Origin of the sequence: Paracoccus ferrooxidans, assembly GCF_029909815.1 — a bacterium.
Taxonomy (GTDB): Bacteria; Pseudomonadota; Alphaproteobacteria; order Rhodobacterales; family Rhodobacteraceae; genus Paracoccus; species Paracoccus versutus.
In genome coordinates, this window is the sequence record NZ_CP038198.1 from 2,317,159 (window position 1) to 2,330,852 (window position 13,694).

Sequence of the window (13,694 nt, forward strand, 5' to 3'; positions counted from 1 at the left end):
CGGAAGGCACACGGCATGTCTTCGGGCTTGTGCATGACAACCAACAGTGCGGCGCATGCACAGTCAAAGCGCGATGGAGATGTAGGGTATCTTGACCGGCGGCAGCTTGAAGGATGCCGCCCGATGGGCGGCCGCAAACCGCATTCCGCCCCAGCCTCGTGGGGGCGGTCGGAATGCGGTTTGCGCGCAGCCTGACCCCGGCCCGCTCGCTTCACGACGGGCCGTAGGGACGGGGTCAGGCGAATTCGTTTTCCCAGCAGGCCATCATCCAGCGCTCATCGCTGTCGGGCAGGTCGATGCCGTAGAATTCCAGCACCTGGGTCAGGTCGTAGATGCGCTCTTCCTGTTCCGGCTCGGTCAGCGCGGCCCACCAATTGCGTGCCTTGACCTCATCCGGCTCGAAGATCGATGCGGGCAGTTCGCCTTTGAACGGTTGCGGGGGCATTATTTGTCTCCTGTCATTTGTCGCTGGGTCATATCCAGCGCTGCCGCTGATCCGGCGAGGCGGTGGCGGTGGCCCGTGCCTCGCCTGGCCCATTTCCTGGGCGGGAGCCCCCCGATCAGCGCGTGAGGTTCCTGCCCTCAGCCCTTGTAACGGGAAGCGTCTGGAGGTTCCGGGAGATATCGCAGGGCTGCCAATGCCATCTCCGCATTCACGCCTGCCGGCAGATCGACGGTATCTCCCTCAGCGATATGCATCAGCCGTGCCCGTAGCGTATTCCAGCTGAGGGGGCGGCCGGTCGTCATCTTTGCCATCACGACCCGCCCGATGGTGAACGCAACCATGTCCGGGTTGTTCAGGTAGTCAGGCCCTTTGCGCCGATATCCGTTGGTTGCGTGCATGGTCCCGTGGGAGGTCATCACTTGCCTCCCGTCATCCATGGCCGGATCGCGTCCAGAGCCGCCGCCGATCCGGCGAGCCTGAAGCGGTGGCGCTTGCCGCCGAAGCCAATCTCGACCCATTCTGCCTGCCGGACATTTTGGACGAAGAGGTTGGTCGCGCCCATGCCGGCCGTGTCGAAATTGCTCAGCAGGATGTCGCCACCGGCAGCCACGAAATCCAGCTTCTCGCCATTCGAGAACAGGATGCTGACCCGCTCGCCCGCCTCGGCGTTGCGGCCGTCCAGCGTCACGCTGACGCGGCAGTTGTTGAAGTCGCAGGTGCCGTTGGCGTCGAGGTCGTTCATCTGGTCGGTGCGGGTGATCCAGATCTCGTTGCCGCGCACCCGGCGCGGGCTCACATCGCCGGTCTCGTTGGTGAAGGTCCAGTATTCGGCGCCGCCCTCGACGGAGGCCTCGAAATACCAGCCGGCGGCGAAGGCGGGGCTGGCAAGGGCGATCAGCGCGGCGGTGAACAGGTGTTTCATGATTCCAGATCCTCCGGGGGGATGTCGATGCCGGCATCGACCAGCGCCTGTGCGATCAACTGGCTCATGGTGATGTCGCGCCGCAGCGCCTCGATCCGCAGGGACTTGTGCGCCTCGGTGCTGAGGCAGATCGAGGTGCGCTTCGGACCGGCGGCTGGTTTCCGCTTCGTGGCTCTCATCGATACCAACCCTCCTGCATCCGGGGGATCACGTAGCGCAGGAACAGGCCGACACCGCCAGCGAACAGCATGAACGGCGAAAGGAACAGGAAGGCGATCAAGCCGTCGAATGCCGTCGTTTGGTCATCGACCGATGCAACCCAAGTGCCAAAGACTATGCCGGCAAGAACGAAGAATGCGGCCACGCCGAGCATGAAGGTCGATGCCTGGCGCCAGCTTTCGACCGACCGGCCCCACACACCGCGGATCGCCCCGCAGGCCGGGCAGGTCGAGGCCTCGGTGTGAATCTCGGTCATGCAATGTGGACATTGTTGGGGCATGACAGGCTCCTTGATGTCGAATGAATGTTAAAACAGGTAGAGTTAAAAGCGTCGGCGCACAATAGCATTGTGCATGAAAACGACCCCTAAGAGCCCTCTGCGAGACATCGTGGCGCGCAACATGCGCAGGCTGCGGGCCGAGCGCGGCTGGTCGCAGGAATACCTGGCGCATGAATGCGGGTTGAACCGGACCTATCTCAGCGCAGTCGAGCGGTCAGAGCAGAACATCTCCATCGACAACCTATATCGAGTTGCACAAGGGTTCGGGGTGGAGAGCTGGACGCTGCTGAAGGCCGAGTAGTCGGTGATAAGGGTGGCCTACGACCAACATACAGCTGGCGGCCAAGAGCACCATCAACAGATCGCCATTCGCCTGATCCATCTCCAGCCTCCGCGGGGTTGGGATGCAGCGCGAGCAGCGCGTCGCGCGAACGGGCCAGAAAGTCGTCCTTGGCTTCGTCGGGCGCCAGCCGCAGCGGCGAGCCAAAGATCGCCTTGCACATGATCGGCACCGAGATGATTTCACCCTTGGGCATCACCCGGTTCAGGTTCTCGATCCAGACCGGGACCATGTCGATCTTGGGGCGTTGTACGGCCAGATGATACAGGCCTGTCTTGAAGGGCAGCAGGGTTTGATCCGTCAGGTACGCGTGCCCTCGGGGAACAGGATCAGGGACTGGTCCTGTCACCCTGTCCATCAAGCTCCGATCACCCCGCCCGATTATCGTCGCGGCGATCATGCAAGGGCTTTGCCTGCGGTTACAAGGGTCAGCGGCCGCGCCGCCGCGTCAGCTACAGAACCGCACCGATCCGCCAGGGCACGAATTCGGCGTCGCCATAGCCAAATTCCTCGGATTTGGTGCGCGCCCCGGACGCGGTGTCCAGCAGCTTGTGATAGATTTCCTGCCCCATTTCGGGCAGCGATATCGTGCCCTCGACCACCTTGCCGCAGTCGATATCCATATCCGCCTGCATCGAATGCCACAGCGCCGAATTCGACGCGAGTTTCAGCGAAGGAGCGGGATGGGCGCCAAAGCACGACCCCCGCCCCGTCGTGAAGGCGATCAGATTCGCGCCAGAGGCCACCTGCCCTGTCGCCGCAACCGGATCATAGCCGGGGCTGTCCATATAGACGAAACCGGGGGTGCGGATGGTCTCGCCATAGCCGTAAACCCCCGCGACCGGCGCAAGGCCCCCCTTGGCCACGGCGCCAAGCGACTTTTCCAGAATGGTGGTGATGCCGCCGCGCTTGTTGCCGGGGCTGGGGTTGTTGTCCAGACTGGCGCCGTTCTGGCTGGTTGAGAACGGCGGTGAGAAATTAGGCCACGGAAGCGGCGGCATGGAGCTGCTGCGGGCGGCGTAAAAGTCGTCCACCAAGGTCGACGACCTGCTGCCCTGGCGATGGAACGGGTAGCGGTCAGGCCGGACGGTTACGCTTCACGGCGGGCCCTACCACTTTTTTGCAACCAGGTCCTTCATCGCCGCCAGATCCAGCATCTGCTCGGCCAGCAGCTTCTTCAGCTTGGCGTTCTCATCCTCGAGCCCCTTCAGCCGCTTCGCCTCCGACACCGTCATGCCGCCGAACTTGGCCTTCCAGTTGTAGAAGGTGCCTTCCGACATGCCGTGCTTCCGGCACAGGTCAGCGCACTTCGCGCCTGCCTCATGCTCTGCCAGGATGCCGATGATCTGTAAGCGGCGGCGGCTGCCCACATTGTCTGGCTGAGGCGGTGCTGCGAAGTCCTTTTCATCGGCTGATGGGGAGTGCGTTTCGCAATGTGTGCCAAGAATTCGTTTCTCACTTCTCTGGGCGTCGAGATTTATGCGACGGGGCATCGGCGGTGGCCGGATGAGGAGAAGGCTCGGGTAGTCGCCGATACGCTGGAGCCCGGGGCCACGGTGAATGCGGTGGCGGAACGTTATGGAGTGCAGCCGAACCAGTTGTCGGCGTGGCGGCGGATGGCCAAGCAGGGCAAGCTGGTGCTGCCAGCTATCGCACCTGACGAGCCGGACTTTGCACCGCTGGTGGTTTGCGATCCACCGCCTGCTGGGCCTTCGCGGGATAGCGTCCCTGCGAACGAACGGATCCGGATCGTGATCGGTGAGTTGAGGCTCGAGTTGGCCGCGGATACGCCGGCCGTTCGGCTGGCCGAGATCGTCCGTGCCTTGGGAGCCGCCGGATGCTGATGCCGTCGCAGGGCATGAGGATCCTGGTGGCGACAAAGCCGATAGACTTCAGGAAAGGGCACGACGGATTGGCGGCACTGGCGCAGTCGATGCTGGCAGAGGATCCCTTCACCGGCACGATCTTTGTGTTCCGCTCCAAACGCGCTGACAGATTGAAGTTGCTGTTCTGGGACGGCAGCGGCCTGGTGATGGCTTACAAGCGCCTCGAGGCCGACAGTTTCACCTGGCCGGCGGTCCGGGATGGCGCCATGACATTGAGCCGAACGCAGTTCGAGGCGCTTTTTGCAGGCCTTGACTGGCGCCGGGTTCGGCCTCTGGAGATCCCGAAGCCATCTGTGGCAGAATGACTTGCACGCAACAAAAAATTAGGCAATTACAGACAGATCAAGCTATATTGGCGGCATGTCCGCCGCCCCGCTTATCGAACTTTCCGCCATCCCTGAAAGCCAACGTGCAGCTGTGCTGGCGGTGCTGCGCGAACGGGATGCGCTGCGGGAAACGAACCGACGGCTGGAGCATCTCATTGCCGAACTGAACCAGGTCGTGCATGGCAAACGCTCCGAAAAGCTGAGCGATGACGAGCGCCAGTTGGCTTTCGAGGATCTCGAAGCAGCGGTGGCCGAGGTCGAGGCGCGGCAGGACGCCGCGGCACCGCCCGGCACGCCTCCGCGTCGAGCCGCACGCCGCAACCGCGGGCATCTTCCGGCGGATCTGCCCCGGATCCTACGGGTTATCGAGCCGAACAGCCTGCTCTGCCCCTGCGGCTGTGGCGAGATGCACCGCATTGGCGAGGACCGGGTCGAGCGGTTGGACATCGTGCCCGCGCAACTGCGGGTCATCGTGACCATCCGCCCCAAATATGCGTGTCGTCGATGCGCCGGCGGTGTTACCCAAGCACCGGCGCCCGCGCACCTGATCGAGGGCGGACTGCCGACCGAGGGTGCCCTTGCGCATGTGCTGGTCAGTAAATACGCCGACCATCTTCCCTTATACCGCCAGAGCCAGATCCTGGCCCGCGCCGGGATCGAACTGCATCGCAGCACGCTGGCCGATTGGGTCGGCACCGCCGCCTTCCATCTCGGTCCCGTGGTCGATCGGCTGTCCGAACACCTGAAGCGTTCGGACAAGCTGTTCATGGACGAGACCACCGCACCCGTGCTCGATCCTGGCAGGGGGCGAACGAAGACAGGCTACCTTTGGGCCCTGGCGCGCGATGACCGGTCATGGGGCGGGGCAGATCCACCCGGCGTGGTCTTCACCTACGCCCCCGACCGCGCGGGCGAGAATGCCGAGCGTATCCTGCAGGGCTTTGACGGCATTCTGCAGTTGGATGGCTATCCCGGCTACAACCGCCTGACACGGCCCTCCCGGACAGGCGGTGTGCCGATCACCGTCGCCCATTGCTGGGCCCATGCGCGGCGCAAGCTGAAGGAGATCTTCGATCGCGACGGCTCCGAGGTCGCGGCCGAGGGTCTGCGCCGGATCGCCGAGCTTTACCGGATCGAAGCCGAGATCCGTGGCATGGGCCCCGGCCAGCGGCTGTCGGCCCGCCAAGTGCGCAGCGCGCCGCTGGTCGCCGCCTTCGGCGAATGGCTGCAGGCGCAATGCCGGCGCATCTCTGTGAAGTCCCGCCTCGGCGAGAAGCTGGCCTATGTCCACCGCCACTGGGACGGATTGCAGACTTTCCTGCGCGACGGCCGCGTCGAGATCGACTCCAACAGCGTCGAGAACCTGATCCGGCCGATCGCCTTGACCCGCAAGAATGCGCTCTTCGCCGGTCATGACGAAGGCGGGCGATCCTGGGCGCGCATCGCATCCCTTGTCGCCACCGCAAAGGTCAATGGCGTCGAGCCCTTCGCCTACCTCAAAGCAACCCTCGAAGCCGTGGCAGCCGGCCACCCACAGGCGAAGATCGACGACCTGCTGCCCTGGAACTTCAAGCCGGCAAGCTGAAAGCAGGTGCGGCGCAGCCGCCGCTTACGATGATCTGTTCGTCCGTGAATCTCGTTCGCTTCATTGTCCGTCCTCAAGTTGGGCCGGACTCTAATCGCATCTGGAGGAAAAATCCCGGGGCAGGTCACTGTCGCCGTTCATCTCGAGAATGTTGACGTGGTGGGTGATGCGGTTGAGCAGAGCACCGGTCAGTCGCTCGGATCCCAGCGTTTCCGTCCATTCGTCGAAGGGTAGATTTCTGGTGATCAGGGTGGCACCGCGCTCATAGCGTTGCGAGATCAGCTCGAACAGCAACTCCGCACCGGTCTTTGAGAGCGGCACGAAGCCCAGCTCGTCGATGATCAGCAGCTTGTAGGCAGCCATCTGCTTCTGGATCCCAGAGCGTTCGCGCTTGCGAGCACCTTGAGGCACATGGCCGTGGATGACATGGCAACGGCCCCGCCGATGAGGATTGCGGGGACGGGCGCGAGATCGAAGATCAGAATTGTTATCAAAGACACCGTTATCGTCGTGACTGCAACCTGCACGGCTCCAAGACCGAAGACATGCTTCCTGAGCCTTACGAGCTTCTCGAACGAGAATTCCAGGCCAAGCGCGAACAGCAGGAGCACAACTCCGATCTCGCCAATGCTGGTCAGGGCAGCGTTTTCGGCAAGCAGGCCGAGGCCGGCAGGTCCAATGGCTGTACCGGCAAGAATGTAACCGACAATGCTGGGCACGCCGATCCGCGAACATATCGTCACGAGCACGAACGCGGCAAAGACCAACAAGGCCGCACTCTCGACAAATCCGGTCACGCCATGCATGTTCTTCTCCTGATGGCATGGCGCAGGGAAGGCCAATACCTGTAAACTCTAGACGTGCGAGCGCGCCCACAGCGCTATCTGCGCGGTAGGCATCGCACCGCTCGTCCTCGCAATTTCCTTCCCGCTCCTGAACAGGATCATGGTGGGAATGCCGCGGATCCCGTGGCGGCCGGCGATCTGCTGTTCGGCTTCCGTATCGAGCTTAGCAAGGCGGAAATTTGGTTCGAGCGACTGCGCCGCCGCCTCGAATTGGGGCGCCATCATCTTGCATGGCCCGCACCACTCGGCCCAGAAATCGACCAGCAATGGCAGTTCGGCATTCGCATGACGGTCAAAATTAGCCGCTGTAAGCGTGACGGGCCTGCCTTGAAAGAGAGGCGCGCCGCAGCGTCCGCAATTGGGAGTATCGGTCAGGCGCTCTTGCGGCACTCTGTTGGTGGAGTTGCACTGCGGGCAAGCGACCGTGGGCATCCTGTATCCTTTCGTTGACGGGCCGGTCTTGACGGCCGGCTGATGCAAGCATTCAGCGCGTGGACATGGCGCGGCGCGCCTGTCGCTGCCGCGGCTCGGGCAGGTATTCCACGCCACCGCCCTGGCGTCGAACCGGCTGCGGATAGAGCGTCATCAGCTCCAGTATTTCCTTGGGCATGTCCGTTCCGACGGGCAGGCCCAGCTCGCGTGCCTCATCGGCGGAGATCGGATAATCATGGGTCCAGGTGCCGGTCGCCAGTTTCGCCGCCACATCCGCCGCCCGGGCCTCATCCATCTTGTCCGAGAGAAGCCGTTTCGCGAATGCCTCGATCTGCGCGATGGCCTTGCGGCCGACATCGGCCATGATCAGGGTCTGGTCGTCGATCTCGGCGATGGGTTTCTCCTCGACGACCTTGATGAGCGAGGCAGCAGGCAACTGGCCAAGTTGCGGATCGACGGGTCCCAGCACGGAGTGTTCGCACATCACGATCTCGTCGGCAGCGAGTGCGATCAGCGTGCCACCGGACATCGCGTAATGTGGCACGAACACTGTGACCTTGCCCTTGTGTCCCTGAATGGCGCGGGCAATCTGTGTTGCCGCCAGCACAAGGCCACCCGGTGTGTGCAGCACGATGTCGAGCGGCACTTCGTCGTCGGTCATCTGGATAGCGCGCAGGACTTCCTCCGAGTCGTTGACGTCGATGTAACGCATTAGAGGGAATCCCAGCAGGTTCATCGTCTCCTGTCGATGGATCAGCAGGATGACGCGACTGGCGCGTTTCTTCTCGATCTGGGCGATCTTGCGTGTGCGCATCGCCTCAAGATAGCGGCGCTGGAGAACCGGCTGCAGCGCCGAAATGATGAAGAACAGCCAGAAAAGCTGCATTATGTCCATGGACCTTGTCCCCCTTCCCGTCGGCCATCCGGCAGAAAGCCATAGATGCCCTCGTCGCGATAATAATGGCGATAGGTGGCTGCCCGCCTTCGCAGGAGTGGCGTGACAATCCAACCGGCGAGAAACCCGCCGATATGCGCCCACCAGGCGATCCCGCCCGTGGCCTGATCGCCGCCGAGCGACAGAAAGCCGGGAATGACCTGCATGAAGAACCAGATCATTGCGAAAATGAACGCGCGCACTTCGAAGAACAGCGGAATGAACAGAATCGGCACGATCACCACCAGCCGAGCCGCCGGAAACATGCGTGCGTAGCAACCGATCACGCCCGCGATCGCCCCCGACGCGCCAAGCGCGGGAACGACCGAGTCCGGGTTCGCCAGCGCGTGAGCCAGTCCGGCCGCAACACCACAGAACAGATAGAACAACGTGAATCTACCCGGTCCGAGCCGATCTTCGACGGCGGGGCCGAAGATCCAGAGCGTCCACATGTTCAAGATGAGGTGCAGCCAGCCCCCGTGCAGGAAGATATTGGTCAGGAATGGGGTCCAGTCGGACGGGGCGACGAGGCTCAGCTGTCCGAAGAAGCGCGAGGGCACCAGCGCGAACTCGAACAGGAACCAGTCCAGCACGCGCGGCGGCAGGCTGGTCTGATAGAGAAACGCGACGACGTTCATGCCGATGACCGTCCATACGATGACGGGGGAGTAGCGGCGCGCGACGCTGTCAAGATAGGGAAACAAGCCGCAGATCCTCGCTCGCGCTGGCCATTCCGTTCATTGTTCTTTCCCGGCTATCGTCACGCCCGTCCAGGCCGGCGGATCGGAGGCCGGGAAGGATTCGAGCGAGGCTTCGAGCACCGGATCGAATTCGGCCTGTTCTTGCGACGACAGGTCCACCGTGCCTTTCTCCTCGACCGCGCGCCGGAGGCGGTGATCCGTGCGACCCCGATCCAGGCGGGACGGTATGCGAAAGGCGTCCGGGGCGTCGGCTCCCTTGTAGAGGCGATGCCGCTCCTCTCCCCGCCAGCGGTCAGGCGCATGCCGGTGAGCTGTGTCCTCACGCACGAAATAGCGCCAGTCCTGCCGCTCCGCGAATTCGACCGCGCTTTCGCGGTCAGGGAATTTCAGCCGGAGCGGACGATAGGGATCGTCGCTGGAGGTATATCCCATCAGCGGCTCGATTTGGGGCGGGCGCGACGGTTCGAATTCCAGTATCCAGTCGTTGGGCCGCGGCGCCGATGTCATCGCGGAACGAGCCGGCCGGTAGATGATCGCCGTCGGAACGTCCCACGACCTCATATCGGTCCCGGGTATCTTCGGCGGAAAGGGTGGACGATTGTGACCGCGCATCATGGTGCTACACCTCGGTTGTCTCCCAGAAAAGCGTGTTCCAGCCGGGCGCGATCCCGCAGGGGCTGGGGAATTCGCGACCCTCTCTGATGAGCACTGTCAAACAGCGCATGAACGGTATCGGAAGACTGACCTGAGTCGCGCAGTTTATCGCGAAGATAATCGCGCGCCGCTTGGGCGATCCGGGTCACGTCGTCTTCGGGAATGCCGAGAACCGAGGAGGCCGTTTCAAGCGGGGTGTCGTTCAGGTCGACAAGAAACAGGACCCTGCGCCATAGCGCCGGCAGACCGGCGATCGCCCGGTGAAGGGCCAGCCCGTCCTGCCGTTTCGCGACCGCCGTTTCGGGGTCGTCCCCGCCGTCGTCGGCGATGAGCTCCTCGAGCAGCAGCACGTCGTCGGGCTGGTAGAACTCGAACATCTCCTCGTCCGACTCGGTGGGTTCCTCGGCCGGAGTCTCGGGTTTCGCGTCGATCGAGGCGGCGTCCTCCGGCACCGCGCGGCGCGCGGCGCGCGCCTCGGCCTCGATGGTCTCGAAAGCCAGTTTCAGCAGCCAGTCGCCTATGGAAAACTCGGTGGGCCGCTGCTCGAACCTTTCCAGTCCCTTGAGGATCGTCGCATCGACAAGATCGCGAACGCTGAGGTAACCCTCCGGCACAGATCCGCTGCATTCGAGATAGGTCAACTCGCGCCTGACGGTGTCGTAGACCGTATCGAGATGATCCTCGATCAGGTCGAAGAAGAGTTGGCGCCGCTCCGCCTCCGCCGCATCCCGCGCGGGCGGCAGCGGGGCGCCGATCCGGCGCCGGCGGGCGGGACGCTTGTACTCCGGCTCGTGCTTGAGGCGCGCCACATGCCGATCGACCTGGTGGCGCAGGTCGGCAAAGGCCTTGCGCAGGACCGGCTCGATCTCGAACCCCTCTTCCTGCGCCGCGATCACGCCTGAGGGCAGTTGCAGGCGCAGGCCGACTTTGATGCGCGTCTTGCCCCTCGTCTGCGAGGCGACGACTTCGAGCCGGACGAGATTCTCGCGGAAGCGTATAAGATGCGGTTCAAGTTGCCGCACCTCTTCCTCGATGACCTCAGGCGCGCGCTGTTGGCCGTGCCGGTCAAGATTGCGAAATGCTCTGATGACTTCCATGCCGCGGATCCTTCCTGCAACCCTCCGACGAAATGGGCCGGCGCGACCGTCGTCGCGCCGGGCCAGTCCTTCGCAAAGTCACCCGGCGGATTTGTCGTCCTTGGACTGCACCTCATCCTTGGCCTCGGCCGGGACGTCGGGCGTCGGAGCGTGCGCCTTTTCTTGGGCAACTTTGCCGGACTCGTCGATCCCGGCCTTGGCCTGATCGTCCGGGCTGTCGTCAGCGGTGTCCTTTGCGATCTTTTCGAACACGACCTTCTGCTCGTCCGCCGACCAGGCGACGCGGACCTTGTCACCATCCTCGATCCGCCCCGAGAGCATCTCGCGGGCCAACTCGGTCTCCAACTCCGACCGGATCAGCCGGCGCAGCTCGCGGGCGCCGAATTCGGGACGGAAGCCGACCGCGCCGAAGTGATCCACGACGCTCACATCGAATTCGAGTTCGACACCCTGGGTCAGGGCGGTCCGCTTCACCCGGTTGAGCTGCAACTCGACGATCTGGCGGATCTCCGACTGATTCAGCGAATGAAAGACGATGATCTCGTCGATCCGGTTGATGAACTCTGGCCGGAAATGACCGCGCAACACTTCCATCAGCTCGGACTTCTGCTTTGCCTCGTCGAACTCCTTGGTGCCGCGCTTCTTGAGGTTGCGCTGGATGATGTCCGAACCGAGGTTCGACGTGGCGATGATGATGGTGTTGGTGAAGTCCACCACGCGCCCCTTGCCGTCGGTCAGCCGGCCGTCGTCGAACACCTGCAACAGAATGTTGTAGACATCCGGGTGCGCCTTCTCGATCTCGTCGAGCAGCACGACCGAGTAGGGCCGACGGCGCACCTTCTCGGTCAGTTGCCCGCCTTCGTCGTATCCGACGTAGCCGGGAGGCGCGCCCACCAGCCGGGCGACCGAGTGGCGCTCGCCATACTCGGACATGTCGATGCGGATGATTGCGTCCTGATCGCCAAAGATTACTTCGGCGAGCGTCTTGGCCAGTTCCGTCTTGCCAACCCCGGTCGGCCCGAGGAAGAGGAATGTCGCGGTCGGGCCGCGTCCCTCGCGCAGTCCTGCGCGCGCCAGGCGCACCGCATCCGCCACGGCGCGGATGGCCTCTTCCTGGCCGATGACGCGCTCGTGCAGCTTCTCCTCGAGCTTGAGGAGCTTGTCCTTCTCCTCGGTGGTCAGCTCCGTGACCGGAACGCCGGTGATCTTGGAGACGATCTGCGCGACGTGATCGGCGCGCACCTCGGCGGTCGCCGAAGCCTGGTCGCGCTTCCAGATTTCCAGAAGCTCGTCCAGCTCCTTCTGCTTCTGCTCGAGTTCCTTCTTCAGTTCCGCTGCACGGTCGAATTGCTTGCGGGCTGCGGCATAGTCCTGTTCGCGCTTGATCTGCGCGACCTCGGCTTCGAGCTCCTGCACGTCCACGGGCCGAGCAGTGGCCGAGATCTTCACCCGCGCCGCGGCCTGGTCGATCAGGTCGATCGCCTTGTCGGGCATGAAGCGACCGGTGATATAGCGATCCGAAAGCTCCGCGGCGGCGATGATCGCCTCGTCGGTGATCGTCACCTTGTGGTGGCTTTCGAGCGTGTCGCGCAGCCCGCGCAGAATCATGATCGTCTGTGCGACCGTGGGCTCGTCCACATAAACCGGCTGGAACCGTCGCTCGAGCGCCGCGTCCTTCTCGATGTATTTCTGGTACTCGTTGAGCGTCGTCGCGCCGATCAGGTTCAGCTCGCCCCGCGCCAGCGCCGGCTTGAAGGTGTTGGCGATGTCGAGACCTCCTTCGCCACCGCCCTGGCCGGCGCCGACGATGGTGTGGATCTCGTCGATGAAGAGAATGAGGCTGTCCTTCTCCTCGGTGATCTCCTTGAGGATCTTTTGCACGCGCTCCTCGAACTCGCCGCGATACTTCGACCCGGCCACCATCGAGTTGATGTTGAGCTCGACCAGCCGCTTGTCGCGCAGCGCCTCGGGCACTTCGCCCGCGACGATCCGTTGTGCAAGTCCCTCGACGATGGCGGTCTTGCCCACGCCGGGCTCGCCGATCAGCACCGGGTTGTTCTTTTTCCGGCGGGCCAGCACTTCGATCGTCGTCTCGATCTCGCGGGCGCGGCCGATGACGGGATCGAGCTTGCCCTCGCGCGCGGCCTTGGTGAGATCGCGGCTGAACTGGTCGAGATCGGGGGTGTTCGACGGAGTCTCGACGCGGCCTTCCTCGGCACCCTTGCCGACCACCTTCGTCACCTGCTGACGCAGCGCCTGCGGCGTCAACCCCAGCTTGCGCAGCATCGCCGCCGCGAGGCCTTCGCCCTCTTCGGCAAGGCCGATCAGCAGGTGCTCGGGGCCGACATAGGAATGGCCGAGTTCGTTCGAGGCGATGAAGGCCCGGTTCAGCGCGTCCTTCAGGCGAGGACTTACGCCGATTTCGCCTTCCGTCTTGGCGTCTCCACGCTTCGCTTCCTTCTCGATCTGGCGCCGCAGATCGTCCACATCGACCTTGAACTGTTCCAGGATCGTCTTGACGACGTCAGACGAGGTCAATGCCAGAAGCAGATGTTCGGTATCGACCTCGCTGCGCCCGAATTCCCCGGCCTTCTGTGCTGCATCCTGCAGCAGCTTGTTGCCCTGTTCGCTCAGCCGGTCGGCGATGGTGCGTCCGCCGCCGCGCCGCGATCCACGCCGCGGCGCGCCCTCCCCGAAGGTGGCATCCACGACGTCGTCCTCACCCGCGCCCGTGGCGCCCAGTGCACCACCCCGCAGCGGGCTGTCGCTGAACAGGCTGCCGAACCCGCTATCGCCGAAGAATTCGTCAAAAAGGGAATGTCGTCCGAACAGGGACTCCAGCGGCGATGCGCTGCGGCCCGACCGGCGCACCATTTCGCGGTAGTGCTGATCGCACAGCTCCATGTTCTGAACTTTGCCGTTCACCGAGGCGCGCACGCGCGCCGTCGCCGGGCGACCGCAAATATCGCAAGCTCCGTTTGCCATTCGTCTTCTCCGTTTCTTTATCCAGTCAGGGTTGTCCGCCGAT

16 protein-coding genes and 3 pseudogenes are annotated in these 13,694 nt (G+C 63.5%); 4 read left to right on the plus strand and 15 right to left on the minus strand.

The annotated features are described in order from the left end of the window. Window positions 1–235 precede the first annotated feature (235 nt). The 5 genes from E3U26_RS11635 to E3U26_RS11655 all read right to left on the minus strand — a co-directional run bounded on the left by E3U26_RS11635 (window position 236) and on the right by E3U26_RS11655 (window position 1,842). Window positions 236–445 carry a hypothetical protein gene (locus E3U26_RS11635; protein ID WP_010399187.1) on the minus strand — a complete coding sequence of 70 codons (210 nt, stop codon included), beginning with the start codon at window positions 443–445 and terminating at the stop codon, window positions 236–238. A gap of 137 nt (window positions 446–582) precedes the next feature. Continuing rightward, window positions 583–861, minus strand: a complete 279-nt coding sequence (locus tag E3U26_RS11640; protein ID WP_010399189.1) for a hypothetical protein — start codon at window positions 859–861, stop codon at window positions 583–585. Continuing rightward, window positions 861–1,367, minus strand: coding sequence for a DUF1176 domain-containing protein (locus E3U26_RS11645; RefSeq protein WP_323032585.1), 507 nt, complete (start codon window positions 1,365–1,367; stop codon window positions 861–863). Before E3U26_RS11645 ends, E3U26_RS11640 begins: the two co-directional genes overlap by 1 nt. Further along, the gene (locus tag E3U26_RS11650; protein WP_323032584.1) at window positions 1,364–1,546 is read right to left on the minus strand and encodes a hypothetical protein; all 183 of its coding nucleotides are present in this window, start codon (window positions 1,544–1,546) and stop codon (window positions 1,364–1,366) included. The genes E3U26_RS11645 and E3U26_RS11650 overlap by 4 nt, the downstream gene beginning before the upstream one ends. Beyond that, a complete protein-coding gene (locus E3U26_RS11655) occupies window positions 1,543–1,842 on the minus strand; it encodes a zinc ribbon domain-containing protein (RefSeq protein ID WP_499104906.1) in 300 nt (99 codons plus the stop codon). The genes E3U26_RS11650 and E3U26_RS11655 overlap by 4 nt, the downstream gene beginning before the upstream one ends. 97 nt (window positions 1,843–1,939) lie before the next feature. On the opposite strand from E3U26_RS11655, the gene E3U26_RS11660 reads away from it, so the two are divergent. Next, window positions 1,940–2,167: a helix-turn-helix domain-containing protein gene (locus E3U26_RS11660; RefSeq protein ID WP_323032582.1), complete on the plus strand. Its 228-nt coding sequence runs from the start codon at window positions 1,940–1,942 to the stop codon at window positions 2,165–2,167. A 491-nt stretch (window positions 2,168–2,658) separates the two neighbouring features. Here the strand turns inward: E3U26_RS11660 and E3U26_RS11665 are convergent. Both E3U26_RS11665 and E3U26_RS11670 read right to left on the minus strand, forming a co-directional pair. Continuing rightward, a pseudogene (locus E3U26_RS11665) lies at window positions 2,659–3,162 on the minus strand (altronate dehydratase); the annotation flags it as partial. A gap of 124 nt (window positions 3,163–3,286) precedes the next feature. Further along, window positions 3,287–3,576, minus strand: a pseudogene (locus E3U26_RS11670) (transposase); the annotation flags it as partial. 63 nt (window positions 3,577–3,639) lie between these two features. Between E3U26_RS11670 and tnpA the strand changes: the two are divergent. From tnpA to tnpC, 3 genes are read left to right on the plus strand one after another with little or no spacing between them, the layout of a single operon-like run. Continuing rightward, window positions 3,640–4,050, plus strand: a complete 411-nt coding sequence (gene tnpA / locus E3U26_RS11675) for an IS66-like element accessory protein TnpA (protein ID WP_323032581.1) — start codon at window positions 3,640–3,642, stop codon at window positions 4,048–4,050. After that, window positions 4,044–4,397, plus strand: coding sequence for an IS66 family insertion sequence element accessory protein TnpB (gene tnpB, locus E3U26_RS11680; protein WP_104494348.1), 354 nt, complete (start codon window positions 4,044–4,046; stop codon window positions 4,395–4,397). The genes tnpA and tnpB overlap by 7 nt, the downstream gene beginning before the upstream one ends. A 55-nt stretch (window positions 4,398–4,452) precedes the next feature. After that, window positions 4,453–6,003, plus strand: coding sequence for an IS66 family transposase (tnpC, locus tag E3U26_RS11685; protein WP_323032580.1), 1,551 nt, complete (start codon window positions 4,453–4,455; stop codon window positions 6,001–6,003). A gap of 90 nt (window positions 6,004–6,093) precedes the next feature. Here the strand turns inward: tnpC and E3U26_RS11690 are convergent. The 8 genes and pseudogenes from E3U26_RS11690 to E3U26_RS11725 form a co-directional block, all read right to left on the minus strand. Then, a pseudogene (locus tag E3U26_RS11690) lies at window positions 6,094–6,375 on the minus strand (ATP-binding protein); the annotation flags it as partial. Further along, on the minus strand, window positions 6,345–6,809 hold the full coding sequence (locus E3U26_RS11695; protein WP_084637862.1) for a cation:proton antiporter domain-containing protein: 465 nt from the start codon (window positions 6,807–6,809) through the stop codon (window positions 6,345–6,347). The gene E3U26_RS11695 and the pseudogene E3U26_RS11690, both read right to left, overlap by 31 nt. Before the next feature lie 48 nt (window positions 6,810–6,857). Continuing rightward, window positions 6,858–7,280 (minus strand): thioredoxin TrxC, encoded by a 423-nt coding sequence (trxC, locus tag E3U26_RS11700; protein ID WP_028713497.1) that lies wholly within the window; start codon window positions 7,278–7,280, stop codon window positions 6,858–6,860. Between the two features lie 52 nt (window positions 7,281–7,332). Further along, window positions 7,333–8,175 (minus strand): SDH family Clp fold serine proteinase, encoded by an 843-nt coding sequence (locus tag E3U26_RS11705; protein WP_028713496.1) that lies wholly within the window; start codon window positions 8,173–8,175, stop codon window positions 7,333–7,335. Then, a complete protein-coding gene (locus E3U26_RS11710) occupies window positions 8,166–8,918 on the minus strand; it encodes a rhomboid family intramembrane serine protease (protein WP_028717082.1) in 753 nt (250 codons plus the stop codon). Before E3U26_RS11710 ends, E3U26_RS11705 begins: the two co-directional genes overlap by 10 nt. A gap of 33 nt (window positions 8,919–8,951) precedes the next feature. Next, window positions 8,952–9,530 carry an NADH dehydrogenase ubiquinone Fe-S protein 4 gene (locus E3U26_RS11715; RefSeq protein WP_028713494.1) on the minus strand — a complete coding sequence of 193 codons (579 nt, stop codon included), beginning with the start codon at window positions 9,528–9,530 and terminating at the stop codon, window positions 8,952–8,954. Further along, window positions 9,527–10,666 carry an RNA polymerase sigma factor gene (locus E3U26_RS11720; protein ID WP_028717081.1) on the minus strand — a complete coding sequence of 380 codons (1,140 nt, stop codon included), beginning with the start codon at window positions 10,664–10,666 and terminating at the stop codon, window positions 9,527–9,529. The genes E3U26_RS11715 and E3U26_RS11720 overlap by 4 nt, the downstream gene beginning before the upstream one ends. A 78-nt stretch (window positions 10,667–10,744) precedes the next feature. Beyond that, a complete protein-coding gene (locus E3U26_RS11725) occupies window positions 10,745–13,651 on the minus strand; it encodes an ATP-dependent Clp protease ATP-binding subunit (protein WP_243786111.1) in 2,907 nt (968 codons plus the stop codon). Window positions 13,652–13,694 lie beyond the last annotated feature (43 nt).

Coding starts and splice junctions, on each gene's coding strand:
- E3U26_RS11650 (WP_323032584.1), bottom strand. CDS start 1,546: ATGAGAGCCACGAAGCGGAAACCAGCCGCCGGTCCGAAGCGCACCTCG.
- trxC (WP_028713497.1), bottom strand. CDS start 7,280: ATGCCCACGGTCGCTTGCCCGCAGTGCAACTCCACCAACAGAGTGCCG.
- E3U26_RS11635 (WP_010399187.1), bottom strand. CDS start 445: ATGCCCCCGCAACCGTTCAAAGGCGAACTGCCCGCATCGATCTTCGAG.
- E3U26_RS11640 (WP_010399189.1), bottom strand. CDS start 861: ATGACCTCCCACGGGACCATGCACGCAACCAACGGATATCGGCGCAAA.
- E3U26_RS11695 (WP_084637862.1), bottom strand. CDS start 6,809: ATGCATGGCGTGACCGGATTTGTCGAGAGTGCGGCCTTGTTGGTCTTT.
- E3U26_RS11660 (WP_323032582.1), top strand. CDS start 1,940: ATGAAAACGACCCCTAAGAGCCCTCTGCGAGACATCGTGGCGCGCAAC.
- E3U26_RS11720 (WP_028717081.1), bottom strand. CDS start 10,666: ATGGAAGTCATCAGAGCATTTCGCAATCTTGACCGGCACGGCCAACAG.
- E3U26_RS11725 (WP_243786111.1), bottom strand. CDS start 13,651: ATGGCAAACGGAGCTTGCGATATTTGCGGTCGCCCGGCGACGGCGCGC.
- tnpB (WP_104494348.1), top strand. CDS start 4,044: ATGCTGATGCCGTCGCAGGGCATGAGGATCCTGGTGGCGACAAAGCCG.
- tnpA (WP_323032581.1), top strand. CDS start 3,640: ATGTGTGCCAAGAATTCGTTTCTCACTTCTCTGGGCGTCGAGATTTAT.
- E3U26_RS11715 (WP_028713494.1), bottom strand. CDS start 9,530: ATGATGCGCGGTCACAATCGTCCACCCTTTCCGCCGAAGATACCCGGG.
- E3U26_RS11705 (WP_028713496.1), bottom strand. CDS start 8,175: ATGGACATAATGCAGCTTTTCTGGCTGTTCTTCATCATTTCGGCGCTG.
- E3U26_RS11645 (WP_323032585.1), bottom strand. CDS start 1,367: ATGAAACACCTGTTCACCGCCGCGCTGATCGCCCTTGCCAGCCCCGCC.
- E3U26_RS11655 (WP_499104906.1), bottom strand. CDS start 1,842: ATGACCGAGATTCACACCGAGGCCTCGACCTGCCCGGCCTGCGGGGCG.
- tnpC (WP_323032580.1), top strand. CDS start 4,453: ATGTCCGCCGCCCCGCTTATCGAACTTTCCGCCATCCCTGAAAGCCAA.